This is a genomic window from Brenneria sp. L4-2C, assembly GCF_040240335.1.
Taxonomy (GTDB): domain Bacteria; phylum Pseudomonadota; class Gammaproteobacteria; order Enterobacterales; family Enterobacteriaceae; genus Brenneria.
In genome coordinates, this window is the sequence record NZ_JBEIAC010000005.1 from 191,339 (window position 1) to 217,398 (window position 26,060).

The window sequence follows — 26,060 nt, forward strand, 5'->3', positions numbered from 1 at the left end:
TTGTTTCTGCACTACAGAATATTTCCCGCATGTCAGCCTGCGTGTTTTCTCTTGTAGAGAATTCATGGGGTTATTTCCTGTTCCTGGATAGCTAATGGAGTGTACTCGTGATTGGGATACGAGATTTGCCAGCGGTGAATTTATTCACCAATGGTCGTAATGGGAATAAAGAGCCGCAGACAAAAAAGATAGCGATAAAAACGCTCGACGAAGCCCGTACTTATGTCAACGCACAGCGACTTACGGATAAAACGCAGGCGCGGCAGTATCTGGAAAAATTGCATGGAGAGAAGCATAACATAGGGGATGACGCTTTTAGTCTGCTGACGTCGGTAATCCGCGGCGAGATGAAAAGACTACCGGACAGCGCCGAAAACGCGAATCAAAGGGGAGCCGATAAAACCGGCCAGCGGCATTTTCCCGCCGATCCCGGCGCGGCGGATAGACGCGCGCCATCTCATCCGCTTACGCTCGGCGTTTTCTCCATCATGCATGGTTTATGCTCGTCGCAGCCGCGGGTGGATGAGCATTACACGGCGGCTTATGGAGACAATACCCGCGGACTATCGCACCGAACCGCCGCATTCGACCAGCTTGAGGCGTTGGAACGTTTCGAGCGCGGCCATCCTGGCGCTTGCGCTATTTACAGCACGATGTGGTTAAAACAGATTGGCGATAGCCCTTCAGACAGCGCCGCTGCGCGCACACGCTTTCTTGAGGACGCCACTGCCGATGTGATCGCGCGGCAGCGCGAATATGCCGACAGAGTGGATGAAGCCAATCAGCGTTCATATGAAGTTGAAGATCCGTTTTATGCCACGATTCGATCCCTCGGGGTAAGGCCCGGCGCTGAAGATAATCTGCTGATCGATATTATCGGCGATGAAGAAGGCGCAATGAATGAAATTGCTAATGTGCTGAGCAGCCGAAACAGTTCAAATCTGCTTTGGCTGGCCAGACCGGATGACAGTTCCGCCAGCGGGCATATCGTCGCCTCTCACGCTCATGGGGATAGGGTGGCCCTGTTCGATCCTAATCTGGGTGAGTTCAGGGCAAGGCGAGATGAAATACCCGCCGTCATGCGGGCTATCATCGGGGCCAGCTCTACTGATGTCCCCATCCCCGATGTGATGATTGTGCGTGTTTATCCCTAGCCTGCCGCCGGTGATATTGCTTGTGGGAAAACGCGCCCGTCAACCGCGGTTAAAGCAACCAGCCCTTGTCCTGCGCGGCTTCCAGATGTTGTTTCAGATGTTGCCACAGTTCAGGGTTAATGCCGGCGATAAACTCGGTGCGGCCAAGCACCTGGTCCAGTCGAATGCCGTTTTCCACCCAGCTTTGTCCCTGATTATGCAAATTCATCAGAACCGGCATCACGCGGTCGAGCATCAGGGCGAAGCGGGCGCTGGCGGTTTCGCCGGCTTCATATTCCAGCCACAGTTGATGAAAATGCCGGCGCTGCGGTTCGGGCAATAAACCAAACAGGCGGGCGGCGGCGGCCACTTCCTGATCGTGTACGGCGGCGCGGGCCGCCAGGTCATAAACAATGACATCCCCGGCGTCGATTTCGACGATATCGTGAATCAGCGCCATTTGAATAACGCGGTTGATATCCACCTCTTTCCCGGCATAGGGCGCCAGGCTCATGGCGGCGACGGCGAAGTGCCAGCTATGTTCGGCCGAGTCTTCATGGCGTGGGCTGCCGATAATTTTCGAGCGACGCTGAACGCTTTTTAACTTATCAATTTCCATCAGAAAACCGACCACATCGGTCAGCGTACCGAAATCAAGCGCGGATGGGGATAACGACATTGGAACAACCTCTTTCAATTGAGACCGGATAAAGGGCTAAACGCGTGCGGCCTGCATAGTGGCGGATACCCCTTAACGACACCGGAAAGCACGACGGTATGAGCGTGTTTCAGAAGCGGATAATTGTAGGGGATGTCGCCGCAGATTTACACGCATGATTTGGGTTGAAATTGACATAGCGGCGGGGGAAAATCATTTTTAGCTTACAGGTGTACACTGAAACTATTCTCAGCTAAGCTGCTTGAAGATTATTCTCCGGGGCGGTATTGATGCGTTTATCGGGTCGGCGTTTTGCGCGCGATGACGATCGAGCCGGTGGAATAGGCGTTAATGAGGTAAATGATGGCGAAAAATTTGTGGGAATCAGGCTATTCGCTGGCGGAAGAAATAGCCAACAGCGTCAGCCACGGAATCGGCCTGGTTTTCGGTATTGTGGGGCTGGTTTTGCTGTTGATGCAGGCGGTTGGGCAGGGCGCCGATGGTCTCGCCATCACCAGCTACAGTCTTTACGGCGGCAGCATCATCCTGCTATTTCTGGCTTCGACGCTGTATCACGCCATCCCTTCGCCGCGGGCCAAACCGTGGCTGAAGAAATTCGATCACTGTGCGATTTATGTGCTGATCGCCGGCACTTATACGCCTTTTCTGCTGGTCGGGCTCAACTCGCCGCTGGCCCATGGGCTGATGGTGGTGATCTGGAGTATGGCGCTGCTTGGCGTGATCTTCAAACTGGCCTTTGCTCACCGTTTTGAAGCGCTCTCGCTGATTACCTATCTGGTGATGGGGTGGTTGTCGTTAGTGGTGATTTATCAGCTGGCGATGACGTTGTCCATCGGCGGCGTTACGCTGCTGGCGGTCGGCGGCGCTGTTTACACCCTGGGCGTGATTTTCTATGCCTGTAACCGCATTCCTTATAATCACGCCATCTGGCACGGCTTTGTGCTTGGCGGCAGCGTCTGCCATTTTCTGGCGATCTACCTGTACGTTTAAGTTCAATCGATGCCTGCCGAAGCAGGCGTCGTCATGGCCGTTAGTCCGTGATGTCATACGGCAGCGGCTGGATCGCCAGTTTGCCGTCGGCATCGTCCCGCACGCGCAGCACGCTGTCGGCTGCCAGATCGTTGTTCAGCACCGCCTGAATCCAGACGGCGTTATCCCGCAATCGGCAGGCCGCCAGTACGGTGCCGGTGCGGCGCCAGTTATCGCCCAGTCGTAACTCCAAATCGTCCCCGGCCGCCGGTATCCGTCCGGCCTGACCCGCCAGCCAGTAAAGCGCCCGCTTATTGGCTCCGCGGTATTTGGCGCGGGCCACCATTTCCTGCCCGGCATAGCATCCTTTACTGAAGCTGATCCCATTTAATGCCTGCAAATTAGCCGCTTGCGGGATGAACTGCGTACTGTTTCCGCTGTCAATGATTGGCAGGCCGGATTCAATATCCAACGCCAGCCACTGGCGGCTATCATTGAATTCGCTCTTGCCGTCGAGCTGTTCCAGCAGGGCGGTATAGCGCGCTGCGGTCAATACCAGCAGAAAACGTTCGGCAGGATGGGAGAAATGCAGCAGGGTGGCATCCTGATCCTGCGTCACCGGGTGTTCGGCATTGGGCAGGTCGTTGAACACGGACTGAAGCTGCGCGCGAATATTCGCGCCGGCGGCGCCCAGCAGGATGACGCCGTCGTCTGCCGCAATCGTCGTTTTGGAGAACACCGCGTACTTTTTCAACTCGTTGAGTTGCGTATCGCGCAAGCTGCGGCGTTCGATGAAGGCGAAACCTTCCGCTCGCTGGAACAAGCGCAGAACGCTCCACATTTTCCCTTTGGCGTCACAGTGCGCGCAGAGTACATGCTGGTCGGCGGCGAGCGCGTCCACATCGGCGGTGACCTGACCCTGAAGGTATTTGACGGTGTCGGGGCCGGTCAGGGTGACCAGCGCCCAGTCATCAAGCGAGATCAGGGTAGCGGGTAAATCGGCGGAGGCGAACAGGGGTTGTGAAGCAAAAGACGGTTGATTGGCCATGATATGATCCTGCACAACTAAGCGGTAAGCGAATGCGTTAATGGTAAAAGAGCGGCACGGGTTTGCAAGCGGTTATTGCGCCGGCGCTTGATACAATCCTGGTCGATAGCGAGGTAAAATATGTCAAAGTGTTACTATTCATTGAATACCTGCCGTTGAAATCGGGTTACACTAATAGGTATGAACGATAATAAGGTGGTTTTAAGCATGGAAATTGAAAATAAATCACGGATTCATTGGGCATGTCGGCGTGGTATGCGCGAATTGGACATTTCTATCATGCCGTTCTTTGAATATGAATACGACGCGCTAAGCGATGATGATAAACGCGCCTTTGTCCGTCTGTTGCAGTGCGACGATCCGGACCTGTTTAACTGGCTGATGAATCACGGCGAACCGCAAGATCAGGATCTGAAACGCATGATCTCCCTTATCCAGACGCGAAATAAAGACCGTGGCCCAGTGGCAATGTGACCTTCGCGTTTCCTGGCGTATGCAGCTTTGTTCACTGGTTGCGCACGGGCTATTGGTTTTACTGATTCTGCTGGCTCCCTGGCCGGACCGCTACACGGTGTTGTGGCTGGGGCTGGTTACGCTGGTGGTGTTCGGTTTTATCCGCAGTCAGCGCAACATAAAATCCCGCCACGGCGAAATTTTATTGCATAGTGCGACGCGACTGCGCTGGCAGCAGCAGGAATGGCTGATTGTCAAACGCCCCTGGATGCTGAGAAATGGCGTTCTGCTATCGCTAAAAGCGATCGATGGTAAAGGACGTAAACGCCTGTGGCTGGCATCCGACAGCATGGGGGAGGCTGAATGGCGTCATTTACGCCAACTGCTATTGCAGCATAAAAACTGGGCCGGGTAATACTAAAACCGGCCGCGTCCCTTTATCCTCTCGGTGAATGTTTTTTCCTGATTGATTTCCCGTCATGCTTTATCAACCGACAATTTTACGTTGCCGACGTGACTCCATCCGCCCTGTTTCGGCTTAGCGCAGGGGTTGACCCCGCAGGGCGGATGGAACAAAAACGATCGCAATGATTTACGCAGGCCGGCGCAGCAGGTATCTTACGCGCCGTACAATAAGAGAGAAACTGATGACAACGCCCGCTGATAAACCTGCCGCGCAGAAAAACGTGCTGCACCCGCGTAATCGCCACCGCGGCCGCTATGATTTTACCGCGCTGAAGCAAATCCACCCGGCGCTGATCCCCTTTGTGAAGGTGAATGCCTATGGCGACGAGTCGATTGATTTTGCCGATCCGGCATCCGTCAAGGCGCTGAATCAGGCGCTGCTGCACCATTTCTACCAGATTGAACACTGGATTATTCCAGACGGTTTTCTCTGCCCGCCGGTTCCGGGGCGGGCTGATTACATTCATCATCTGGCCGATTTGCTGGCGGAGGATAATCAGTCCGTGGTGCCGCGCGACGCCAGCCTGTTGGATGTCGGCTGCGGCGCCAACTGTATTTATCCGCTGATTGGTCATCGTGAATATGGCTGGCGTTTTACCGGCAGTGAAATTAATCCGCAGGCGATGCAGGCGGCCAACGCCACCATCGAGGCGAATCCCGGCCTGAATCGCGCGATTCGTTTACGCCGCCAGAAAAACAGCAAAGCGATTCTCGCCGGCATCATCCATAAGAACGAAATTTTTGATGCGGTGCTGTGCAATCCGCCGTTCCATGCGTCTGCCGCCGAGGCGCGTCAGGGCGCGCAACGTAAGTTGCATAACCTGGGTTTGGATAAAAACTCGCCGCTCAACTTTGGCGGGCAACAGGATGAACTGTGGTGCGACGGCGGGGAAATCGCGTTTATCCGCCAGATGATTAACGAAAGCGTCAACGTGGCTCGCCAGTGTCTGTGGTTTACCTCGCTGGTTTCGCGCAAGGAGAATCTGCCGGAGATTTACCGTGCGCTGGAGGAAGCCGGAGCGATAAAAGTCAGAACCGTCAATATGGCGCAGGGACAGAAACAGAGCCGTTTCGTGGCCTGGAGCTTTTTCGATACCCCCGCGCGCGCAAGATGGTGGCAACAGAAGCGGCGCTAGCCAGGTGATGATGACGGGGCGAACGGCGCCTGTAAGGGTAAGAGGAATCATGCCTTTCGCCTCGCGGCGCCTTCGTCAGCGCCGCGAGGCGCGTTTTACAGCTGCGCGGCCATTTCCTGCAAAATCTGCCCGCACCACTGCTCAAGGCGTTCGTCGCTGAGATCGTACTGATTGACTTCATCCAGCGCCAGTCCGACAAAATGCTTGCCGTCGGCGGTCAGCGGTTTCGGGCTGGTAAAATCGTAGCCCTCGGTCGGCCAGTAGCCGATAAATTTCACGCCGGACGATTGCAATTGCGTATGCAACATGCCCAGCGCATCCAGGAACCATTCGCCATACCCTAACTGGTCGCCCATGCCGTACAGCGCCGCTATCTTGCCGCGCAGGTTAAGCGCGGGGAGTTGCGCCCAGATGTTTTCCCAATCTTCCTGTATTTCGCCGAAATCCCAGGTTGGAATACCCAGAATCAGTATCTCGTACTCTTCCATCCGCTGCGGGTCGACATCCTTGACGTTGTGCAGATCCACCAGATCCTCACCCAGGATGTCGCGGATTTTTTCTGCCGCCATTTCGGTATAGCAGGTGCTGGAGCCGTAAAACAGACCAATTTTCATCGTGTGTTCCGTAAAGCCATGATTCTATGCCATTCAATGTATTGACAGATATTGCTGCAAACAGTTTTGCATAGTGGTGAGCATGATCGTCTTGTTGCGTAAAATCAAGGGTATTCATCGAACGCAATCGTTATAGCATCCGCCAGCCAGGCTTGAGCCTGTTCTGATTACTTTTACGGGTAATGATGCTACTGGACGTATAGGGTAAACTGCACGGGTTATTATTGTTTGAAACGGAAGAGAGAGATGGCCCGCGCGGCGATAGTTCTCCATTAAACAGACAGGGTAAAAGGAATTCCTGGTAATGACTGAATTGACGATAAGACCGGCCGCATTGCACTTTCCTCATCGCGTTTTTGAAAGCCAGAATAAAATGGATGACTATCAGGCGCCGGACATGCGTTATGGCGACCATAGCGAATACACCCTCAAAACTATCTTCGGCCTTACGGACGTGTCTGCGCGGGTTAATCCCTATACGCGCGCCGAGATAGCGGCTCCCGGCTGGACTTACCCGTATGAGTTGGGTCGCAGGCCAAACACCCGATACCTCTCCACAGAAGAATGCCTGAGCCGCCTGTTCGCCGAATTTCACGATCTTGCATGGCCTTTCACCATGATTGGTCCTTACGCGCCCCTTATCCATCAGATGATCGACCATATGCGCTACGGCAACGGCGCGACCTTCCGCAGCCCGCTGCTTGATCAGGCGCTGAGAGAACAGCTTGTCGAGGATTTGTCGAAAGACAGCACGGTACTTAATATCAAGGAGTCTCTCCGTAAGAATATTGACTGGAAAAATAAACTGTTTCCGGCAGCGGCAGAAAGCGAAATTAAAGATGCGATTATAGAAAGTATATTGCCAAAGTTTAACAGACCGATTGATAGCGTAAACGGTATGGGCATCACCGTCCATGATATCTGGTCTGCCCATATTACCCTAAAGTCCCTGTATATTGGCGATAACGACTTTCGGGCAGTGATCCACTACCGGGTGCAGGACCATTTCGGGCTGAATGACGAGGATATTTTGAAGTGGCTATTTCGCCAGTTTATTTTCTTTCGCATCTGGTTTGTTCTGCAACACTACGGCCCGCTGGCGCAGCGGCCGTTTATCACCGAGATGGAAACCGAGGTAGAAATTACCGGGACGAGGGGATAAATGAAGATTCTATCGAAAAAGCGTGTAATCGCCGTTTTGAGCATTTTGACCGCCGTGTATGGCATTATCTGGCTTTCCCGGCCGGTAAAAATCGTGGCGATTCATCAAAGAAATAATTTCAGCGATGTGCTGGTGCTGAATTTCCCGCTGACCAACCGGGGAAAGATCGACTGGTGGTTGAAGCATAAGGATATGCTCAAAGAGCAATACGCCATCCCCAAACGCTCGTCTTATGGCTCCTTCAACATCACCTTCTGGGATTTCGGCGAGGGTTACAAGGAAGGTGAATACGACCGGCTGTGCTTTGAGGATATGCCGGCACAGAAAAACTGTATTGAAAAACAGCGTTTTTTCTCTATACACGACAACGGCAGAGGAGATATTACGTTTAAAACATCCAGTCAGTTGTACAAACAACAGCCGGATGGAAAGATCGTTCCTGTTGAATCCCGCGTGCGTATAGTCAGATGAATGCTGGCATAAGGAATGATGCTGTAAACAGACCGTTTATCACCGGGATGGACATCAGGATGAGCGTATAAAGATGTTGTCGAAAAAGCGTGTAGTTGCCGTTTTGAGCGTTCTGGATGCCGTGTATGGCATTATCTGGCTTTCCCGGCCGGTAAAAATCGTGGCGATTCATCAACGCAACAATTTCAGCGATGTGCTGGTGCTGAATTTTCCGCTGACCAACCGGGGAAAGATCGACTGGTGGCTGAAGAATAAGGATATGCTGCAAGAGCAATACGCCATCCCCAAATACTCGTCTTATGGTTCTTTCACCATAAACTTCTGGGATTTCAGCAAGGGTTATAAGGAAAGTGATTATGACCGCCTATGTTTTGAAGATATGTCAGTAGAGAAAAACTGCATTGAGAAACAACTTCTTTTTTCTATAAATGACAATGGTGCAGGCAGTATTCTTATCGAGACATCGAATCAACTCTACAAACAGCAGCCGGATGGAGAGATCGTCCCTTACGAATTTCACATACAAGTCAGATGAATGCCGATATAAGGCATGATGCTGTAAACAGACCGTTTATCACCGGGATGGACATCAGGATGAGCGTATAAAGATGTTGTCGAAAAAGCGTGTAATCACCGTTTTGAGCGTTCTGGCCGCCGTGTATGGCATTATCTGGCTTTCCCGGCCGGTAAAAATCGTGGCGATTCATCAACACAATGATTCCAGCTATGTGCTGGTGCTGAACTTTCCGCTCACCAATCGGGGAAAAATCGACTGGTGGCTGAAGAATAGGGCGATGCTGAAAGAGCAATACGCCATCCCCAAACGCTCGTCTTATGGCTCCTCCTCCATCACTTTCTGGGATTTCAGCGAAGGCTATAAAGAAGAGGGTAAATACGATCGCCGATGCTTTGAGGATATGACGACAGAGAAAAACTGCGTTGAAAAACCACCGCTTTTCTCTGTCGATGACAATGGGAGAGGCAGCATCATGCTCACAACCTCTAGTCAGAGGTATAGACAGCAGCCGGATGGAGAGATTGTTCCTTACTGGAATTAAGTTGAATGTCGGCATAAGGAATGATGCTGCCAAACAGATCGTTTATCACCGAGATGGAAATCAGGATGGCATATGAAAATTTCATCGAAAAAGCGCGTAATTGCCCTTTTAGCCGTTCTGGTCGCCGTCTACGGTATTACCGGCCAGCAATAACAGGAGTGATTTGTGAGGAAGTTGATAACGGCACTTGCTGCCGTGCTGTTGCTCGCCGGAGCGGCGTTTGTTTTTGTCTGGGCATACTTGAAAATGGAGTTCGCCAGCTCCGCGCATTATACCGAGCAGGACAAGCGCGAGTATGCGTATTTTACGCCAGATCTACTAAAGAATATGCCCATGATCTCAAATGATTACAGGTTTGAATATGGTAATGTTACTGGTCCAGAGGCGCATGTATTTACAGTTCATTTTTATGGTACGACTGATAGCAATGTAATTCGGGATTACTTAAGGTCTGAGGGGGATGAACTCTGACGGATTCTAAATGATCCTTGTGAGCTCCTTTTCTTCTACGCGTAGTATCTTGATTCAGAAAAGAAAAAAACGCCCGGCAAGGCGGATTTTTTGAATGGGCTCAGTGTCAGTAAACATTTTTAACCTGTGGCAATTGGCTTGGTGAAGCACGGCTACCGGCTCGTCTCTTCTTTTACTTAACCCATGACCGGGGGGTATTCCAGGTCAGCGCGGTAAAGTCGTCAAGCACCTCAAAAATATGCGCTTGCATATCGGTAGCGCCTTCTTCTGTTCTGGCGCGCATCACTTCATCGCGCCAGGCCTCGGCATGCGCGCGGTCATCGAACAGGTAGGTGCCGCCGCGTAAACCGGCCTGTGGGTCGGACATCCATATCTTCGCGATCAGCCCGTCAATTTTGTTGATTTTCTGCGCGAGCTGGAATGTTTCGGCGCGCGTGCTGCCGAGTTGTCTGGCTGATGGACGGTAAGTCACTTGTAGCAGATAGGCCATCGGGGATCTTTATCTCTGGGATGAATCACGATTGCTTCCGGCCTGAACGCCAGAGCAATATTTCATGTATTCAACGGGTTGAACAATAATCAGCATCATACTCCCGCGCAGGGAAAACGTCGACGGCCGGGGATGTCATTGCGTTGCCGCGTTGTTTTAGGAGAAAGGGACGGTTGAGGTGGAAAGGAAGCGGTGAAGGCCGCAGCCTTCACCTTATGGAATGGTTTAGTCGAGAGACTGATGGCGGGTTTCTTTGCTCAACAGCAACGCGATCAGCGTCAGCGACGCCATGGCCGCCAGATAAACACCCACGTAGAACAGGCCGTAAGTGACGGTCAGCCAGGTGGCGATATAGGGAGCGACGGATGCGCCCAGGATGGATGACACGTTATAGGAGAACGAGGCCCCGGTATAACGGACTTCCGTCGGGAACAGTTCCGGCAGCAGCGCGCCCATCGGACCGAACGTCAGCCCCATCATGCCCATGCCGCAGATCAGGAAGGCCATCACGATCGCCGAATTGCCGGAACCGAGCATGGACGGGAACAGCATGGCGAAGACCAGCATCAGGCAGGTCACGGCGATCATGGTTTTGCGGCGTCCGAAGATATCCGCCAGATAGCCCGCCAGCGGAATAATGATGGCGAAGGCGATAACGGCGATCATCAGCATCCACAGGAAGGTGTTGCGTGAGAAACCCAATCCTCGCGGCGCCGGCGTGGTGCCGTACGTCATGGAATAGACCGTCATGATGTAGAACAGCGTGTAGGTCGCCAGCATGATGAAAGTACCCAGAATAGTGGCTTTCATGTGTTTGCTGAACAGGGTGCCGATCGGCACGCGCACTTGCTTACCGGCTTTGGCGACTTTGGCGAATACCGGCGTTTCATGCAGGGAAACGCGCACGTACAGGCCGATCAACACCAGTACGGCGGAGAAAATGAACGGTACGCGCCAGCCCCACTGCATGAATTGCTCGTCGGTCAGCAACCAAGAGAGCAGCAGGAAAGTGCCGTTGGCGAAGAAGAAGCCAATCGGCGCGCCAAGCTGAGGGAAGGAACCGTATAGCGCACGCTTGTGGGCCGGCGCATTTTCGGTCGCCAACAGCGCCGCGCCGCCCCATTCGCCGCCCAGACCCAGGCCCTGGCCGAAACGGGCCAGCGCCAGCAGCATCGGCGCGAAGATGCCGATGGTTTCATAGCTGGGCAACAGACCGATCACTACCGTGGAAATCCCCATGGTCAGCAGCGATGCGACCAGCGTAACTTTACGGCCGACGCGGTCGCCGAAATGCCCGAACAGCGCCGAACCGATTGGGCGCGCGATGAAGGCGATGGCAAAGGTCGCCAGCGACTGTAACGTCGCCGCAGCCGGGTCGCCCTGCGGGAAGAAAATGTGGGGAAATACCAGCACGGCGGCGGTGGCGTAAATATAAAAATCAAAAAACTCAATCGCGGTTCCCACCAGAGAGGCAATAATGACTTTACTTCTGGAATTGACCGGTGGAGAGTCCGCCTCTGCGTCGATAGTGGGAGTGATGGTAGCTTGCATGGTGATTCATCTTTTTTAACAACACGAACGACTATTCTATGCATAGAGAAATCGGCTTTTCAACGGAGATTCCGTAAGGGGATAGGACGGAGAAAAGCCGCGACTGGAGGCTATTCCAGCATATGCCGCATAAGTAAAATATAATCTTATCGTATGATGTTTATACCGGAGAATGTTATGACGATGTGAGGTCTGACGGAATATGTGAGATCTGGCGATTTCTACGATTATTATCCCCTTCATCCTACGATTTGCAGCGAGATGGCTGCATTTTCGACATCCAATGTCCCCGCGGTTTGAAAGATGACGCGGATAACGACGATTAGTCGGTTAACGAATTACTCAGGCATAATAGGTGCTCATGCTGAAAGAGGATATCGCGATGCACGCGCAAGATCAGGCGTTTATTGAGCAATTTCTTGATGCGCTGTGGCTGGAGCGCAATCTGGCGGAAAATACGCTGGCTTCTTATCGGCTGGATTTGCGCTCTCTGGTGGAGTGGCTGGCGCATCACGACAGCGATTTGCAGCGGGCGCAGGCTATCGATCTGCAATCTTTTCTGGCTGAACGGATGGAAGGCGGCTACAAGGCCACCAGCTCCGCGCGTTTACTGAGCGCCATGCGCCGGTTGTTCCAGTATCTTTACCGGGAAAAAGTTCGCAGCGACGATCCCAGCGCGGCGTTGTCATCGCCAAAACTGCCGCAGCGCCTGCCGAAAGATTTGAGCGAGGCTCAGGTTGATGCGCTGCTCGAGGCGCCCAATGTCGATCAACCGCTGGAATTACGCGATAAAGCCATGCTTGAGGTATTGTATGCCACCGGGCTGCGGGTCTCCGAACTGGTGGGGCTGACGCTCAGCGATGTCAGTCTGCGTCAGGGCGTGGTGCGGGTCATCGGCAAAGGGAATAAGGAACGGCTGGTGCCGCTGGGCGAAGAGGCGGTGTACTGGATTGAGCAATATCTGGAGCATGGCCGCCCGTGGCTGCTCAACGGAAAGACGTTGGATGTGATGTTTCCCAGCAACCGCGCGCAACAGATGACGCGTCAGACATTCTGGCATCGCATCAAACACTATGCGATTCTGGCGTCGATCGATAGCGAAAAATTATCTCCGCACGTGCTGCGTCACGCGTTCGCCACCCATTTATTGAACCACGGCGCGGATTTACGCGTGGTGCAAATGTTGTTGGGACACAGCGATCTTTCCACCACGCAGATTTATACCCATGTGGCGACGGAACGTTTGAAACAGCTTCATCAGCGGCATCACCCACGGGCGTAACATATTCATTGATAACCGGCAGGCGACGGTCACCGGTCAGTTGCGGGTTATCACGGCGTATTCACCGAAACAGGATTATGAAATGAAAAAAGGGTTATTGGCGTTTTCTCTCTTGGCGGCAATGGCGTCGGGTTTCGCCCACGCCGACGATGCGGCGATCAAACAAACGATGGCGCGTTTGGGGATGTCGGATGCGGAGGTTCAGCCCGCGCCGCTGGCCGGGATGAAAACCGTCCTGACGGGCAGCGGCGTGTTTTACATCAGTGAAGACGGCAAGCATCTGATTCAGGGGCCGCTGTACGACATTAGCGGCAACGCGCCGGTGAACGTGACGAATCAGATTCTGAAAGGGAAAATGGACGCGTTGCAGGATCAGATGATTGTCTATAAAGCCGCTCAGGAAAAACATGTGATTACGGTGTTTACCGATATCACCTGCGGCTACTGCCAAAAGCTGCATGAACAGATGAAAGATTACAATGCGCTGGGCATTACCGTGCGCTATCTGGCGTTCCCGCGTCAGGGGCCGAATTCTCAGGCCGAGAAAGATATGCAATCTATCTGGTGCGTGGCTAACCGCAACAAGGCGTTTGACGATGCGATGAAAGGCGAGGAAATATCCCCGGCGACCTGCAAAGTCGACATCAATGCGCACTATCAGCTTGGCATCCAGTTTGGCGTCAATGGCACCCCGGCGATTGTGCTGGAAGACGGCGCGGTGGTGCCGGGTTATCAGGATCCGAAAGAGTTATCGACGATGTTGAATGCGCATAAGGCGTCGATGAAGACAGGCGGTTGATAACAGCGTGGAACTGATAACTCAGCTTCGCCGGCGTCCCCTGGCGGAAGATATTGATTTACCCATGACGATGCCGCCGCTGCTGCGTCGTTTATATGCGCAACGCGGCGTCAAAGGCGCGCAGGAACTGGAGCGCGGTCTGCGCGGTCTGCTGGATTATCGGCTGCTTGATGGTATCGGGCAGGCCGTTGACTTTCTGCAACAGGCGCTGGCGGATCGGCGCTGTATCGTCATCGTCGGCGATTTTGACGCCGACGGCGCCACCAGCACCGCGCTGACGGTGCTGGCGCTGCGCAGTATGGGCGGCGTCAACGTCAAGTATCTGGTGCCGAACCGCTTTGACGATGGCTACGGGCTTAGCCCGGAAGTGGTGGCGCAGGCCGCCGGGCTGGGCGCGGAGGTCATCGTCACGGTGGATAACGGCATTTCCTCCCATGCGGGGGTGGATGAGGCGCGCCGACGCGGTATCGCCGTGCTGGTCACCGACCACCATCTGCCGGGAGAAATTCTGCCTGACGCCGATGCGATGATTAACCCCAATCTGCGCGACTGCGCCTTTCCGTCGAAAGCGCTGGCGGGCGTCGGCGTCGCCTTCTATCTGATGATGGCGCTGTTTGTCCGCTTGCGCGATAGCGGCTGGTTCGCGCAGAAAGCGCTGGCGGAACCGAAACTGACCGAATTGCTGGATCTGGTGGCGTTGGGTACGGTGGCGGACGTGGTGCCGCTGGACGCCAACAATCGCATTCTGGTGGCGCAGGGGTTGAGTCGTATTCGCGCCGGACGGTGCCGACCCGGCATCCGCGCGCTGCTGGAGGTGGCGAACCGTGAAGCGACTCAACTGGTCGCCAGCGATCTGGGTTTCGCGCTGGGGCCGCGGCTCAATGCCGCCGGTCGGCTGGATGATATGTCGGTCGGGGTGGCGCTGCTGCTCAGCGACGATATCGTGCAGGCGCGCATGCTGGCCAGCGATCTGGACGCCTTGAATCAAACCCGGCGTGAAATCGAGCAGGGGATGCAGGTCGAGGCGCTGCGATTATGCGAAAAGCTGGAGCACAGCCGAGACGAGCTGCCCTATGGGCTGGCGATGTACCACCCTGAATGGCATCAGGGCGTGGTGGGCATTCTGGCGTCGCGGATCAAGGAGCGGTTTCATCGTCCGGTGATTGCTTTCGCCCCCGCCGGCGACGGCATCCTGAAAGGGTCGGGACGATCGATCGCCGGATTGCACCTGCGCGATGCGCTGGAGCGCCTGGATACGCTGTATCCGGGGATGATGGTGAAATTCGGCGGTCATGCCATGGCGGCGGGACTTTCGCTGATGGAAGATCGGTTTGATGAATTTCGGCTGCGCTTTGGCGAACTGGTGGGCGAATGGCTGGATGCGTCCCAACTGGAAGGGATTATCTGGTCGGACGGCGAACTGGCGCTACCCGATTTGTGCCTGTCCACGGCGGAAATGCTGCGCGATGCGGGGCCGTGGGGACAGGCTTTCCCCGAGCCGACGTTTGACGGCCGGTTTCGCCTCCTGCAACAGAGGCTGGTGGGCGAACGTCACCTGAAGGTTATGCTCGAACCGTTAAACGGCGGCCCGCTGCTGGACGGCATCGCGTTTAACGTGGATACGCGGCTATGGCCGGACAGCAGCGTACGCGAAGTCGAACTGGCGTATAAGCTGGATGTGAACGAATATCGCGGTAAACGTTCGGTGCAATTGCTGATCCAGCATTTATGGCCGTTATAACGGAAAAGTCGCAGGTTGGATCAACCTTGAAAAAACCTCGTTTGCCGGCGCGTTATTTTCGCCTGTTGCCACGTGTCATCCGCGCCGGCTATCACGGGGATCGGCTGCTGAAACCGCGAGCAGCCATGGAATGATGCCCGCCCTGGCGGGCATGGCGAGGATAAAACCACTTTGCCGACAATCCGAGGGTATATAAACCCTGCCCTTAATCCGTTAGAATAAGCGGTTTAAATCTATCCCATCACCAACGACTTAACGTAAGAACATAAAAATCATGTTTGAAATCAATCCGGTAAAAAACCGCATTCAGGACCTGACCGAACGTACGGACGTCCTTAGGGGGTATCTTTGACTATGATGCCAAGAAAGAGCGCCTTGAAGAAGTAAACGCCGAACTGGAACAGCCGGACGTCTGGAACGATCCGGAACGCGCGCAAACGCTGGGTAAAGAGCGTTCCTCGCTGGAAGCCATCGTCGATACCATCGACCAAATGACGCAAGGGCTGGAAGATGTTTCCGGTCTGCTTGAGCTGGCGGTGGAAGAAGACGACGAAGACACCTTTAATGAAACCAGCGCCGAGCTGGATGTGCTGGAAAAGAAACTCGCTCAGCTCGAATTTCGCCGCATGTTCTCAGGCGAATACGACAGCGCCGACTGCTATCTTGATATCCAGGCGGGTTCCGGCGGCACCGAAGCTCAGGACTGGGCCAGCATGCTGGTGCGGATGTACCTGCGTTGGGCGGAAGCCAAAGGTTTCAAAACCGAAATTATCGAAGAGTCCGACGGCGAAGTGGCCGGCACCAAATCCGCCACCATCAAAATCATGGGCGACTATGCGTTCGGCTGGCTGCGTACCGAAACCGGCGTACACCGTCTGGTGCGTAAAAGTCCGTTTGACTCCGGCGGTCGTCGCCATACGTCGTTCAGTTCCGCTTTCGTTTATCCCGAAGTGGATGACGATATCGATATCGAAATCAACCCCGCCGACCTGCGTATTGACGTGTATCGCGCATCGGGCGCCGGCGGTCAGCACGTTAACCGGACGGAATCGGCGGTGCGTATCACCCACATTCCGACCAACATCGTTACGCAGTGTCAGAACGACCGTTCCCAGCATAAGAACAAAGATCAGGCGATGAAACAGCTGAAAGCCAAGCTGTACGAGTTTGAGATGCAAAAGAAAAATGCTGAGAAACAGGCGATGGAAGACAACAAGTCGGATATCGGTTGGGGCAGTCAGATTCGTTCCTATGTTCTGGATGATTCACGCATCAAGGACTTACGTACCGGGGTGGAAACACGCAACACCCAGGCGGTGCTCGATGGCGATCTGGATAAATTTATTGAAGCAAGTTTAAAAGCGGGGTTATAAGGAATTCTCATGGCTGAATCACAATCACAGGGTGCCGATCAGGCGCAGGAACTTAATAACGAACTGAAATCGCGCCGTGAAAAGCTGGCTGCGCTGCGTGAACATGGCATCGCGTTTCCGAATGATTTCCGCCGCAACAGCACGTCCGATCTTCTGCATGCCGGGTATGACGGCAAAGAAAATGAAGAACTGGAAGCGCTGGACATTGAAGTCACCGTCGCCGGCCGCATGATGACGCGCCGTATCATGGGGAAAGCCTCTTTCGTCACGTTACAGGACGTCGGCGGACGCATTCAGCTGTACGTATCCCGCGACGATTTGGCCGAAGGCATCTATAACCAACAGTTCAAAAAGTGGGATTTGGGCGACATCCTCGGCGCGCGCGGCAAGTTGTTCAAAACCAAAACCGGCGAGCTTTCCGTTCACTGCACCGAACTGCGTTTGCTGACCAAGGCGCTGCGTCCGCTGCCGGATAAATTCCACGGCCTGGCCGATCAGGAAACCCGCTATCGCCAGCGCTATCTGGATTTGATCGCCAACGAGGAATCCCGCAACACCTTCCGTATCCGCTCAAAAGTGCTGGCCGCTATTCGCAACTTTATGGTCGATAACGGCTTTATGGAAGTGGAAACGCCGATGATGCAGGTGATCCCCGGCGGCGCTAGCGCCCGTCCGTTCGTCACGCATCACAATGCGCTGGATATCGATATGTATCTGCGTATTGCGCCGGAACTGTATTTGAAACGTCTGGTGGTGGGCGGTTTCGAACGGGTGTTTGAAATCAACCGCAACTTCCGTAACGAAGGGCTCTCGCCGCGTCATAATCCTGAGTTCACCATGATGGAGCTTTATATGGCGTACGCCGATTATAAAGACCTGATTGCATTGACGGAAACGCTGTTCCGCACTCTGACTCAGGACGTATTGGGCACCACGACCATCGAGTATGGCGATCAGACCTTCGACTTCGGCAAGCCGTTCGAGAAGCTGACGATGCGTGAAGCCATCTGCAAATATCGCCCGGAAACCAACGTCGCCGACCTGGACGATCTGGCTAAGGCCACCGCGATTGCGCAGTCTCTCGGCATCAAGATCGAGAAAAGCTGGGGGCTGGGCCGTATCGTCACCGAGATCTTTGAAGAGACGGCGGAAAGCAATCTGATTCAGCCGACCTTTATCACCGAATATCCGGCGGAAGTCTCGCCGCTGGCGCGCCGCAACGATCAGAACCCGGCCATCACCGACCGCTTCGAGTTCTTTATCGGCGGTCGTGAAATCGGTAACGGTTTCTCCGAGTTGAACGACGCGGAAGATCAGGCGGAACGGTTCGCTCAGCAGGTGAGCGCGAAAGACGCCGGCGACGACGAAGCGATGTTCTACGACGAAGATTACGTCACCGCGCTGGAGCATGGTTTGCCGCCGACCGCCGGTCTGGGCATCGGTATCGACCGGATGGTGATGCTGTTTACCAACAGCCATACCATCCGCGATGTGATCCTGTTCCCGGCGATGCGCCCGCAGAAATAACGCGCGGCCACGTTGGTTGAAATAAAAAACCGGCGCCTTGGGCGTCGGTTTTTTTTACTGCATGATTGGGGGAATCGCGATTAGCCGCCCCAGACTTCGTCGGCGATTTCTTTAACCAGCGCGATCTTGTCCCATTGCTGCTGTTCCGTCAGCGCGTTGCCTTCTTCCGTCGACGCGAAACCGCATTGGGTGCTTAAACACAAACGTTCAAGCGGAAGATAGCGGGTCGCTTCTTTAATACGCGCGATAACCGCCTGTTTATCTTCAAGCTCGCCGATTTTGGATGAAATCAGTCCCAAGACGACCTTTTTGTCGCCGGAAACTTCCGCCAGGGGAGAAAAATCGCCGGCACGCTCGGTATCGAATTCAAGGTAGTAGGCGGCAACGTTTTCTTTTCCAAACAGGATGCCGGCGATAGGTTGATAACCGCCGCTCGCCGCCCAGGTCGAACGGTAGTTGCCGCGGCAGACATGCGTGGCCAGCGTCAGATCTTGCGGCGCGCCGGCAATCGCCGCGTTGTTGACCTCCAGCAGCAGCTCCGCCAGTTCCTGAACGTTGTCGCTGATGACGGTATGATCGGCGTGCTGAGCGCAACCGCACGCGCCTTCTTCTTTGACGGCGACGCCGGCATTGTTATAACGCGCGTCCACCATCATGCCCCATGTGCAATCATCGAGCTGTAGGCTGCGGCAACCGACCGCATACACTTCACGGATAAACGTCTGATAGGCGGCGGCGATATCCGCGACCAGATCGCTCTGACGGGGATAGTATTGCAGCGTGCTTTCCCGGTTATCCGGCCGGTATAGCTCTTTCAGAAACTGGGCGGGCGCGGGGATGGTGAGACGCGGAACAATGCCGTCTTCGGCGAACGTCAGCAGAAAACGGAAATGATCGATAAAGGGATGATTTTCGCCGCTGATTTTGCCGGTCAATCGGGCTGTCTCAGGGCGAGTTTCCGTACCGGCGAAATTGTAACCATGCGACAACGCCGCTTTTTCAACGCCGTTCAGCCCCCACATGAAATCCAGATGCCACCAGCTGCGACGGAATTCGCCATCCGTGATGACCTGAAGACCGGCCGCCTTCTGTTTGGCGACCAATTCGCTAATCGCCTTATCTTCAACGCGTTTTAATTCGTCATGATCGATCTCGCCCCTGGCATATTGCGCGCGCGCCGCATGCAAATAGTCCGGACGCAGATAACTGCCGACAACGTCGGCGCGAAATGGAGGCGTAACGGTTTTTAGGTTTTCCATCGCTGCTCTCTTTTTTCCTTGGGAAGCACATATTTTATCGATCTTTTGACCATACCATGTCTGAAGCGCGTGGGGATATGAAAGAAATTCAACATAAAAAGGCAACGTGAAAAAATTGCACGAATAAGACGCCTGATTCGTTTCGCTGCATGCGCCGGCGGCGATGAGCGCGGAACCGGCTCCGCGTCGCCAGAACATTTACCGGGAAACATGGCCGGGGAGCGCCATCTGGGTTCAATGCGCGGTCAGACGAGTTGATTGATTATTCTACCAGCAGTTTAGCGGGGTTTTTTACTTGCCCGGCAACGGGATAGCGCTATAATGCCAAGCGCATCTCCGGCGCGAGTGTAGTTCAATGGTAGAACGAGAGCTTCCCAAGCTCTATACGAGGGTTCGATTCCCTTCACTCGCTCCAAGTTCTCTTCTCTGCATGTCTCCTGAACTCAATAAAAATAAGTAAAATCAACGACAAAATATTTTTGTGGACCTCTGCGCGTCAACTCATATCTACCTAAGTGGGGCGTTGAATGTGTATAGTCATGTGCGTAGAGGGTGTTATAGACACGCATAGCGATACATTCCGGAACCCCAAGCCGGAGGGCATGTGATTAGGCGTAGGATAGACGATCGCGCCGGATCGGCGTATGGCATGACCGCCCAAACTGACCGGATCGAATGACGCCACATTAGTCGGATTGCCCTGAATAGCGGCGGCTACGGCCTGTATTGTCTGGATATCGCCTTGTACACGTCTGTTGCACCTGTTTCGACATGCCCGGGTGCGGCTATCGCCAGTCGGGTATATTACGGCATGCGGCGATGGCGTTGGCCGATGTGCGGGGATTCATCGCCACAGAAACGGGATTGAAATCATGAAGCTGGAACTCAGCGTGTCCGAAGCTCGACGCATCGCGCTTACGGCCCAGGGCTTTAACGCGCTATCGCGGGAAGGCGACATCGGTTGCGCGCAGTTGCGCAAGTCGATCAACCGGCTCGGCCTGCTGCAAATCGACAGCGTGAATGTCCTCGTCCGCGCGCATTACCTGCCGCTGTTCTCACGTCTGGGCGCATACAAGCCCGCGGCTCTTGATGCGCTCGTCGCGACGAACCCCAAGGGTTTTTTTGAGTATTGGGGACATGAAGCGTCTCTGCTGCCGATTGACTGCCAGCCCCTGCTGCGTTGGCGTATGGCGCGCGCGCTCCGCGGCGAGGGGGTGTGGCGCCCGCTTGCAGCCTATGCGGGTGAGAAGCGCCCGGAGGCCGATGCACTGCTTGCCCGCATACAGGCCGAGGGGCCGCTGTCCGCCTCTGACGTGACGAGCCGCAGCGCCGCCAAAGGGATGTGGGTATGGAGCGATGCGAAGCACGCGCTTGAATGGCTGTTTTGGGCCGGGCTGGTTGTGGCGACGCACCGCAAGGGGAACTTCGAGCGGGTGTATGACCTGCCTGAGCGTGTGCTGCCGCGGGCGATCCTGGCGCTTCCCACGCCCTCCGGCGTCGACGCGCGGCGAATGCTGCTGGCGCGTTCGGCCCGGGCGCTGGGGATCGCGACGGCGGACGATCTGCGCGACTATTACCGTATCCCTGCGACGGACGCGCGGCTGCCGATCGAACAGTTGGTCGAGGAGGGAACTATTCTCCCCGTGCGAGTGCGCGGTTGGCGGCAGCCGGCCTATGTACACAAGGACGCGCGCGCCGGGCGCAAGCTCGCCGGCGCGACGCTGCTGTCGCCGTTTGATCCGCTGATCTGGCATCGTCCGCGAACGGAAAGAGTATTCGGGTTTCGCTATCGGCTCGAAATCTACACGCCCGCGCACAAGCGCGAACATGGTTATTATGTTCTGCCTTTTCTGTTGGATGGCGCGCTTGTCGCGCGGGTGGATTTAAAGGCGGATCGCAAAGCGGGCGAGCTGATCGTCCGGCGGGCGCATCTTGAGCCCGGCGCGCCGCAATGCACGCGCGAACGGCTGACGCAGGAACTACGCCTGATGGCGTCATGGCTCGGGTTGTCGAGCCTGTCGGCCGGGCCGATCGAGTCGATTACCGCGCCCTCATGAGCCTGAACGCGCTGTATCGCGAGGTATTTCCCGCCGGCGCGGATGTTACGCCGCAGGGCGTCGGGCCTGCGTCAGCGGCGCGCCGAAGCCGATCATCATGGCGCCGCTGACTTTATTCACCCGGCGCATCGCCCGCGGGCTGCGGATATGCCTGCAAACTGACGTCGTTATACAGGAATGCGATTTAGCGAGCGTGGTGCCACGGTACTAGAATGACGGTAATGGGGTTTCGCTACAGTGCAAGTTACGTATTTTTGTCCATTAAGCGATCCATGTTGTCTGGCTTGCTGAAAACGGAAAACAGTCATTGGAGTTTTAAATGATACGCCACATTTTGTTGATAGCTTTTACGGAGAAAGCATCCGCCACAGAAATAGAACAGGTGAAAATGGCCTTTTTACACATGACCGAGAACGTTGAGGGCGTACAGGCCGTGGAGTGGGGATGCAACGATAGCCCGGAAGGAAAGAATGCCGGCTTCACTCACTGTGTGATGATGACCTTTTGCGACGAACAGGCGCGTCAGCGCTATTTGCCGCATCCCCGGCACGATGAACTGAAAGCCATCTTCAGGCCGGTGTTGAACGATATTATCGTACTGGATTATCCGCTGCTGCCGGAAAATCACCGCACGCATGGATAACGGCCCGCACCATGGGGGAGCGCGGGGTCGAAAAGGAACTGTCCATTTTTTCAGATATGTTTTTTAATCGGCATAAATAGCGCGATCCGCGGCTAGCCATTGCGGTTATTGTCGCTCCTCTATTGAAACCAAACTGTGGGTTACTGATTCACCCGATCGGAGACATTATGGCGCGTTCCTCTGCTTCATCGTTTTCTTTGCTGGCCTGGTCCACACTGATTGTGCCGCCGCTGTTGTGGGCGGGCAATTTCGTTGTTGGGCGGGCGGTGCGCCATGATTTAACGCCGATGACGCTTTCTTTCTGGCGCTGGGTGATCGCGTTGATTTGTCTGTCGCCGTTTGCATACGTCACGTTGAGGCGAGACTGGCGACGCTACTGGGATTGCCGTTGGCAAGTGCTGGGCGTTTCCGTGGTTGGCGTGGCGGCATTCAATTCTTTGATCTATCTGGGATTGCGCACCACGACGGCCAATAATGCGTTGTTGCTTAACTCGCTGATCCCGCTGCTGATCGTCTTGCTGGGAGCCTGTCTCTATCATCAGCGGCTGAAGATGAACCAATACGTGGGGCTAATCCTGTCGTTTGCCGGTGTCTTGACGCTGGTTATGCATGGTAACTGGTCTCAATGGCAGGACATCCATTTTGTTCCCGGCGATGCCATCGTACTTGCGGCTATGGTTTGCTGGGCATTTTATACGCTGTGGCTGCGTCAGTTGCCGGGCGATCTCGATCGGATCGGCTTGATGGTCGTGCAGATAGTGCTGGCGCTGATTATGCTGTTGCCGTTCTATGTCGCTGAATATAGCTCCGGACTCCGGCCAACCTGGGGCGTCGTTTCATTTTCCGCATTGGTTTATGTCGGTATATTCCCTTCGGTCATCGCTTATCTGCTTTATATCCAGGCCATTAGCCGTTTTGGGCCGGCGCGGGCGGGGTTGACCATTCACCTGATCCCGGTTTTCGGCGTGATGTTGTCAGCCCTGTTTCTGGGGGAACGGTTGCATGCATACCATGCGGTCGGTATTGCGGCTATTGTCGCGGGCTTGATCTGCTCGAATATCAGGAGTAAACGGGAGCTAAATCCCCAGGCGACGCCTCAAGCCAAAAAGTAACCTTTCAACCTCAAAAAACCGCCCTTCAGCAATGCTGAACCTGATTTCAGGGATATCAGAACGCTATCCCTGATAAATGCTCCTCAAGCGGGCGTTTATGACGCACATCGCCGCTTTTACCAATCTCAAGATTCAACGATTTGTTTTTATTCTGTTTTTATAATCCTTTGTTGATGTTCAACCAGCGGTAATCCTGTTTTTATTCCCCTGAACTTTCACATTATGGAGAAAATGTGAGGATTTTTACCGCGTATATACAATGATAATCATTATTATTATCATAAACGTTTGCTTGCAAATACATACATAAATGGGGATGACATTAATGAATGCAACAAATTCTTACATCAAGCGACCATTGGCCGTACTGCTGGCGGGGGTTTTGGGCAGTCATGCCTACGCGGCGGAAACGAAAGAAGATGTCATGGTCGTTCAGGCAACGGCGGAGGAGGCGCTGAAACAGCAGCCTGGCGTCTCCATTATCACCAAAGAAGATCTCGAAAAGCAGCCGCCGGTCAACGACCTGTCGGATATTATCCGCAAAATGCCCGGCGTCAACCTGACCGGCAACAGCTCCACCGGCCAGCGCGGCAATAACCGCCAGATCGATATTCGCGGCATGGGACCGGAAAACACCCTGATTCTGATCGACGGCAAGCCGGTCACTTCACGCAACGCCGTGCGCTATGGCTGGCGCGGCGAACGCGACACCCGCGGCGATACCAACTGGGTGCCGGTGGAAATGGTTGAACGCATCGAAGTGCTGAGAGGACCGGCGGCGGCGCGCTACGGTTCCGGCGCGGCGGGCGGGGTGGTGAATATTATTACCAAACGACCCACCGACGACTGGCACGGCTCGCTTTCCCTCTACACTAATCAGCCGGAGGACAGCAAGGAAGGCGATACCCGGCGCGCCAATTTCAGCCTGAATGGCCCGTTGATCGACGACGTGCTGACCATGCGGCTGTATGGCAATATCAACCGCACCGACGCCGATGCCGCCGATATCAACAGTTCCGTTGCCAATACCACCGCCGCCGGGCGCGAAGGGGTACGCAACAAAGATATCAATACGCTGCTGTCATGGAAGATCAATCCCCAGCAGATTCTGGATTTCGAATATGGTTATAGCCGGCAGGGCAATATCTACGCCGGCGACGTGCAGAACAGCAACCATAGCAGCCTGCCAGTCAACCAAAGAGATATCGTGGAAGGCATGTACGGCCAGGAAACCAACCGCATGTACCGTCAGAGTTATGGCATCACCCATAACGGCATCTGGGATTGGGGCCAGACGCGCACCGGCTTCTATTATGAGAAAACCAACAACACGCGTCTGGGCGAAGGCTATGCCGGGCGTACGGAAGGGGCGCTCAACAGTACCGATTATAATACCAGCCGGCTGGACAGCTATCGGGGCAGCGTCGAAGCCAACGTGCCGTTTAATTGGCTGGCGGAGCAGACCGCCACCATCGGCGCCGAATGGAGCCGCGAGGAACTCGACGATCCGGCCGCAACCGGCTACGACGCCTCCAGTACCGACGGCGCCATCGGCGGCATATCGGGGAATCCGAACGGACGCAGCAGCAAAAACAGCGCCACGCTGAGCGCGCTCTACTTCGAGGACAATATCGAAGCCTTGCCGGGTACCAATATCATCCCCGGTCTGCGTCTCGACTATCACGACCAGTTCGGCGCCAACTGGAGCCCGAGCCTGAACTTCTCCCAGGATCTGGGCGACTACTTCAAGCTGAAAGCGGGGATCGCCCGGGTGTTCAAGGCGCCCAATCTGTATCAATCCAGCGAAGGCTACCTGCTCACCAGCAATGGCAACGGCTGTCCGATCGGCACGACCGTCTCTTGCTATCTGATTGGTAACGACGATCTGGATCCGGAAGTCAGCGTGAATAAGGAGATCGGGCTGGAGTTTACCCATGAAGGCTACGACGCCGGCATCACCTACTTCCGCAATGATTACAAGAACAAGATTGTCTCCAGTACGACATCGCTGGGGACGACCGGCTCCGGCCGCAATGTCTACCAATGGGAAAACGGCGGTAAGGCGATAGTGGAAGGGCTGGAGGCCAATCTGGTGGTGCCGGTGGTGGCGGACACGCTGAACTGGCGCACCAACGCCACCTATATGTTTAACTCCAAGGATAAGGACACCGGCAACCCGCTGTCGATTATTCCCAAATATACCGTCAACACCATGCTGGACTGGCGGGTAACGGAAGATCTGTCCGCCAACGTGGCCTGGACCCTGTACGGCCGCCAGAAACCGCGTCAGAACGCGGAAACCCGTCTGGAAAACAATAGCGGTCTGTCCGGCAAGGAGATCGGCGCTTACTCCGTGGTCGGGTTCGACGTGAACTATAACCTCACCAAAAACGTGCGTCTCAACGCAGGCGTCAGCAACGTGCTGGATAAGCGCGTCTACCGCGAAGCCGATGGCGCGGCGACCTACAACGAGCCGGGCCGCGCCTATCACGCCAGCGTGACTTACAACTTCTGATCCTGTCTCGTTAATCCCCCTGCCCGGCGTAATCCGGGCAGGGCGGATGACA

General features: G+C 54.9%; 25 protein-coding genes and 1 tRNA gene. 20 read left to right on the forward strand and 6 right to left on the reverse strand.

The genetic code is table 11. From position 1 onward, the window contains the following. Positions 1 to 107 precede the first annotated feature (107 nt). A complete protein-coding gene (locus tag ABRZ26_RS10395) occupies positions 108 to 1,154 on the forward strand; it encodes a YopT-type cysteine protease domain-containing protein (RefSeq protein WP_319604184.1) in 1,047 nt (348 codons plus the stop codon). A 49-nt stretch (positions 1,155 to 1,203) separates the two neighbouring features. Here the strand turns inward: ABRZ26_RS10395 and ABRZ26_RS10400 are convergent, their stop codons facing one another. Next, positions 1,204 to 1,812, reverse strand: coding sequence for an HD domain-containing protein (locus tag ABRZ26_RS10400; protein WP_319604186.1), 609 nt, complete (start codon positions 1,810 to 1,812; stop codon positions 1,204 to 1,206). Between the two features lie 342 nt (positions 1,813 to 2,154). On the opposite strand from ABRZ26_RS10400, the gene trhA reads away from it, so the two are divergent. After that, positions 2,155 to 2,802: a PAQR family membrane homeostasis protein TrhA gene (gene trhA, locus ABRZ26_RS10405; RefSeq protein ID WP_413556194.1), complete on the forward strand. Its 648-nt coding sequence runs from the start codon at positions 2,155 to 2,157 to the stop codon at positions 2,800 to 2,802. A gap of 40 nt (positions 2,803 to 2,842) precedes the next feature. Here trhA and ygfZ read toward each other — a convergent pair whose 3' ends face one another. Continuing rightward, positions 2,843 to 3,829 (reverse strand): tRNA-modifying protein YgfZ, encoded by a 987-nt coding sequence (ygfZ, locus tag ABRZ26_RS10410; RefSeq protein ID WP_319604189.1) that lies wholly within the window; start codon positions 3,827 to 3,829, stop codon positions 2,843 to 2,845. A gap of 207 nt (positions 3,830 to 4,036) precedes the next feature. Between ygfZ and sdhE the strand changes: the two genes are divergently transcribed. The 3 genes from sdhE to rlmF all read left to right on the forward strand — a co-directional run bounded on the left by sdhE (position 4,037) and on the right by rlmF (position 5,883). After that, entirely contained in the window at positions 4,037 to 4,303 is a 267-nt protein-coding gene (gene sdhE, locus ABRZ26_RS10415; RefSeq protein ID WP_319604190.1) for an FAD assembly factor SdhE, read from the forward strand. After that, positions 4,284 to 4,697: a protein YgfX gene (locus ABRZ26_RS10420; RefSeq protein WP_319604191.1), complete on the forward strand. Its 414-nt coding sequence runs from the start codon at positions 4,284 to 4,286 to the stop codon at positions 4,695 to 4,697. The genes sdhE and ABRZ26_RS10420 overlap by 20 nt, the downstream gene beginning before the upstream one ends. 232 nt (positions 4,698 to 4,929) lie before the next feature. Beyond that, on the forward strand, positions 4,930 to 5,883 hold the full coding sequence (rlmF, locus tag ABRZ26_RS10425; RefSeq protein WP_319604192.1) for a 23S rRNA (adenine(1618)-N(6))-methyltransferase RlmF: 954 nt from the start codon (positions 4,930 to 4,932) through the stop codon (positions 5,881 to 5,883). 95 nt (positions 5,884 to 5,978) lie between these two features. Here the strand turns inward: rlmF and fldB are convergent, their stop codons facing one another. Then, the gene (fldB, locus tag ABRZ26_RS10430; protein ID WP_319604193.1) at positions 5,979 to 6,497 is read right to left on the reverse strand and encodes a flavodoxin FldB; all 519 of its coding nucleotides are present in this window, start codon (positions 6,495 to 6,497) and stop codon (positions 5,979 to 5,981) included. Positions 6,498 to 6,801: 304 nt separating this feature from the next. Here fldB and ABRZ26_RS10435 point away from each other — a divergent pair, with 304 nt between their 5' ends. The 5 genes from ABRZ26_RS10435 (at position 6,802) to ABRZ26_RS10455 (ending at position 9,659) form a co-directional block, all read left to right on the forward strand. Then, the gene (locus ABRZ26_RS10435; RefSeq protein WP_319604194.1) at positions 6,802 to 7,659 is read left to right on the forward strand and encodes a YPO3983 family protein; all 858 of its coding nucleotides are present in this window, start codon (positions 6,802 to 6,804) and stop codon (positions 7,657 to 7,659) included. Continuing rightward, positions 7,660 to 8,130 (forward strand): DUF943 family protein, encoded by a 471-nt coding sequence (locus tag ABRZ26_RS10440; RefSeq protein ID WP_319604195.1) that lies wholly within the window; start codon positions 7,660 to 7,662, stop codon positions 8,128 to 8,130. Positions 8,131 to 8,203: 73 nt separating this feature from the next. Further along, positions 8,204 to 8,665, forward strand: coding sequence for a DUF943 family protein (locus ABRZ26_RS10445; RefSeq protein ID WP_319604196.1), 462 nt, complete (start codon positions 8,204 to 8,206; stop codon positions 8,663 to 8,665). Between the two features lie 67 nt (positions 8,666 to 8,732). Continuing rightward, on the forward strand, positions 8,733 to 9,188 hold the full coding sequence (locus ABRZ26_RS10450; protein ID WP_413556193.1) for a DUF943 family protein: 456 nt from the start codon (positions 8,733 to 8,735) through the stop codon (positions 9,186 to 9,188). A gap of 165 nt (positions 9,189 to 9,353) precedes the next feature. Further along, positions 9,354 to 9,659, forward strand: a complete 306-nt coding sequence (locus ABRZ26_RS10455; protein ID WP_319604198.1) for a hypothetical protein — start codon at positions 9,354 to 9,356, stop codon at positions 9,657 to 9,659. A gap of 172 nt (positions 9,660 to 9,831) precedes the next feature. Here the strand turns inward: ABRZ26_RS10455 and ABRZ26_RS10460 are convergent, their stop codons facing one another. Both ABRZ26_RS10460 and ABRZ26_RS10465 read right to left on the reverse strand, forming a co-directional pair. Beyond that, on the reverse strand, positions 9,832 to 10,149 hold the full coding sequence (locus tag ABRZ26_RS10460; RefSeq protein WP_319604200.1) for a YdhR family protein: 318 nt from the start codon (positions 10,147 to 10,149) through the stop codon (positions 9,832 to 9,834). 225 nt (positions 10,150 to 10,374) lie between these two features. Next, a complete protein-coding gene (locus ABRZ26_RS10465) occupies positions 10,375 to 11,700 on the reverse strand; it encodes an MFS transporter (RefSeq protein WP_319604201.1) in 1,326 nt (441 codons plus the stop codon). A gap of 382 nt (positions 11,701 to 12,082) precedes the next feature. Here ABRZ26_RS10465 and xerD point away from each other — a divergent pair, with 382 nt between their 5' ends. From xerD to lysS, 5 genes are all read left to right on the forward strand, one after another. Beyond that, positions 12,083 to 12,982, forward strand: coding sequence for a site-specific tyrosine recombinase XerD (gene xerD / locus ABRZ26_RS10470; protein ID WP_319604202.1), 900 nt, complete (start codon positions 12,083 to 12,085; stop codon positions 12,980 to 12,982). Positions 12,983 to 13,064: 82 nt separating this feature from the next. Then, complete coding sequence (dsbC, locus tag ABRZ26_RS10475; protein ID WP_319604203.1) at positions 13,065 to 13,781, forward strand: bifunctional protein-disulfide isomerase/oxidoreductase DsbC; 717 nt, start codon at positions 13,065 to 13,067, stop codon at positions 13,779 to 13,781. Between the two features lie 7 nt (positions 13,782 to 13,788). Further along, the gene (gene recJ / locus ABRZ26_RS10480) at positions 13,789 to 15,522 is read left to right on the forward strand and encodes a single-stranded-DNA-specific exonuclease RecJ (RefSeq protein ID WP_319604204.1); all 1,734 of its coding nucleotides are present in this window, start codon (positions 13,789 to 13,791) and stop codon (positions 15,520 to 15,522) included. 274 nt (positions 15,523 to 15,796) lie between these two features. Further along, a protein-coding gene (gene prfB / locus ABRZ26_RS10485) for a peptide chain release factor 2 (protein ID WP_319604205.1) occupies positions 15,797 to 16,895 on the forward strand; the annotation gives its coding sequence in 2 pieces (ribosomal slippage) (positions 15,797 to 15,871 and positions 15,873 to 16,895; 1,098 coding nt in all). A gap of 9 nt (positions 16,896 to 16,904) precedes the next feature. Beyond that, positions 16,905 to 18,422, forward strand: a complete 1,518-nt coding sequence (lysS, locus tag ABRZ26_RS10490) for a lysine--tRNA ligase (protein ID WP_319604206.1) — start codon at positions 16,905 to 16,907, stop codon at positions 18,420 to 18,422. 80 nt (positions 18,423 to 18,502) lie between these two features. Here the strand turns inward: lysS and ABRZ26_RS10495 are convergent, their stop codons facing one another. Continuing rightward, the gene (locus ABRZ26_RS10495; RefSeq protein WP_319604207.1) at positions 18,503 to 19,681 is read right to left on the reverse strand and encodes a 5-methyltetrahydropteroyltriglutamate--homocysteine S-methyltransferase; all 1,179 of its coding nucleotides are present in this window, start codon (positions 19,679 to 19,681) and stop codon (positions 18,503 to 18,505) included. 341 nt (positions 19,682 to 20,022) lie between these two features. On the opposite strand from ABRZ26_RS10495, the gene ABRZ26_RS10500 reads away from it, so the two are divergent. The 5 genes from ABRZ26_RS10500 (at position 20,023) to ABRZ26_RS10520 (ending at position 26,008) form a co-directional block, all read left to right on the forward strand. Then, positions 20,023 to 20,096 (forward strand) — tRNA-Gly (locus ABRZ26_RS10500). Between the two features lie 457 nt (positions 20,097 to 20,553). Then, positions 20,554 to 21,738, forward strand: a complete 1,185-nt coding sequence (locus tag ABRZ26_RS10505) for a winged helix-turn-helix domain-containing protein (RefSeq protein ID WP_319604208.1) — start codon at positions 20,554 to 20,556, stop codon at positions 21,736 to 21,738. Between the two features lie 319 nt (positions 21,739 to 22,057). Next, a complete protein-coding gene (locus tag ABRZ26_RS10510) occupies positions 22,058 to 22,381 on the forward strand; it encodes a Dabb family protein (RefSeq protein WP_319604209.1) in 324 nt (107 codons plus the stop codon). 167 nt (positions 22,382 to 22,548) lie between these two features. Then, positions 22,549 to 23,493: a DMT family transporter gene (locus ABRZ26_RS10515; protein ID WP_319604210.1), complete on the forward strand. Its 945-nt coding sequence runs from the start codon at positions 22,549 to 22,551 to the stop codon at positions 23,491 to 23,493. Positions 23,494 to 23,818: 325 nt separating this feature from the next. Further along, the gene (locus ABRZ26_RS10520) at positions 23,819 to 26,008 is read left to right on the forward strand and encodes a TonB-dependent siderophore receptor (RefSeq protein WP_319604211.1); all 2,190 of its coding nucleotides are present in this window, start codon (positions 23,819 to 23,821) and stop codon (positions 26,006 to 26,008) included. Positions 26,009 to 26,060: the final 52 nt, after the last annotated feature.

Coding starts and splice junctions, on each gene's coding strand:
- ABRZ26_RS10400 (WP_319604186.1), bottom strand. CDS start 1,812: ATGTCGTTATCCCCATCCGCGCTTGATTTCGGTACGCTGACCGATGTG.
- trhA (WP_413556194.1), top strand. CDS start 2,155: ATGGCGAAAAATTTGTGGGAATCAGGCTATTCGCTGGCGGAAGAAATA.
- ygfZ (WP_319604189.1), bottom strand. CDS start 3,829: ATGGCCAATCAACCGTCTTTTGCTTCACAACCCCTGTTCGCCTCCGCC.
- sdhE (WP_319604190.1), top strand. CDS start 4,037: ATGGAAATTGAAAATAAATCACGGATTCATTGGGCATGTCGGCGTGGT.
- rlmF (WP_319604192.1), top strand. CDS start 4,930: ATGACAACGCCCGCTGATAAACCTGCCGCGCAGAAAAACGTGCTGCAC.
- fldB (WP_319604193.1), bottom strand. CDS start 6,497: ATGAAAATTGGTCTGTTTTACGGCTCCAGCACCTGCTATACCGAAATG.
- ABRZ26_RS10435 (WP_319604194.1), top strand. CDS start 6,802: ATGACTGAATTGACGATAAGACCGGCCGCATTGCACTTTCCTCATCGC.
- ABRZ26_RS10440 (WP_319604195.1), top strand. CDS start 7,660: ATGAAGATTCTATCGAAAAAGCGTGTAATCGCCGTTTTGAGCATTTTG.
- ABRZ26_RS10445 (WP_319604196.1), top strand. CDS start 8,204: ATGTTGTCGAAAAAGCGTGTAGTTGCCGTTTTGAGCGTTCTGGATGCC.
- ABRZ26_RS10460 (WP_319604200.1), bottom strand. CDS start 10,149: ATGGCCTATCTGCTACAAGTGACTTACCGTCCATCAGCCAGACAACTC.
- ABRZ26_RS10465 (WP_319604201.1), bottom strand. CDS start 11,700: ATGCAAGCTACCATCACTCCCACTATCGACGCAGAGGCGGACTCTCCA.
- xerD (WP_319604202.1), top strand. CDS start 12,083: ATGCACGCGCAAGATCAGGCGTTTATTGAGCAATTTCTTGATGCGCTG.
- dsbC (WP_319604203.1), top strand. CDS start 13,065: ATGAAAAAAGGGTTATTGGCGTTTTCTCTCTTGGCGGCAATGGCGTCG.
- lysS (WP_319604206.1), top strand. CDS start 16,905: ATGGCTGAATCACAATCACAGGGTGCCGATCAGGCGCAGGAACTTAAT.
- ABRZ26_RS10495 (WP_319604207.1), bottom strand. CDS start 19,681: ATGGAAAACCTAAAAACCGTTACGCCTCCATTTCGCGCCGACGTTGTC.
- ABRZ26_RS10505 (WP_319604208.1), top strand. CDS start 20,554: ATGAAGCTGGAACTCAGCGTGTCCGAAGCTCGACGCATCGCGCTTACG.
- ABRZ26_RS10510 (WP_319604209.1), top strand. CDS start 22,058: ATGATACGCCACATTTTGTTGATAGCTTTTACGGAGAAAGCATCCGCC.
- ABRZ26_RS10515 (WP_319604210.1), top strand. CDS start 22,549: ATGGCGCGTTCCTCTGCTTCATCGTTTTCTTTGCTGGCCTGGTCCACA.
- ABRZ26_RS10520 (WP_319604211.1), top strand. CDS start 23,819: ATGAATGCAACAAATTCTTACATCAAGCGACCATTGGCCGTACTGCTG.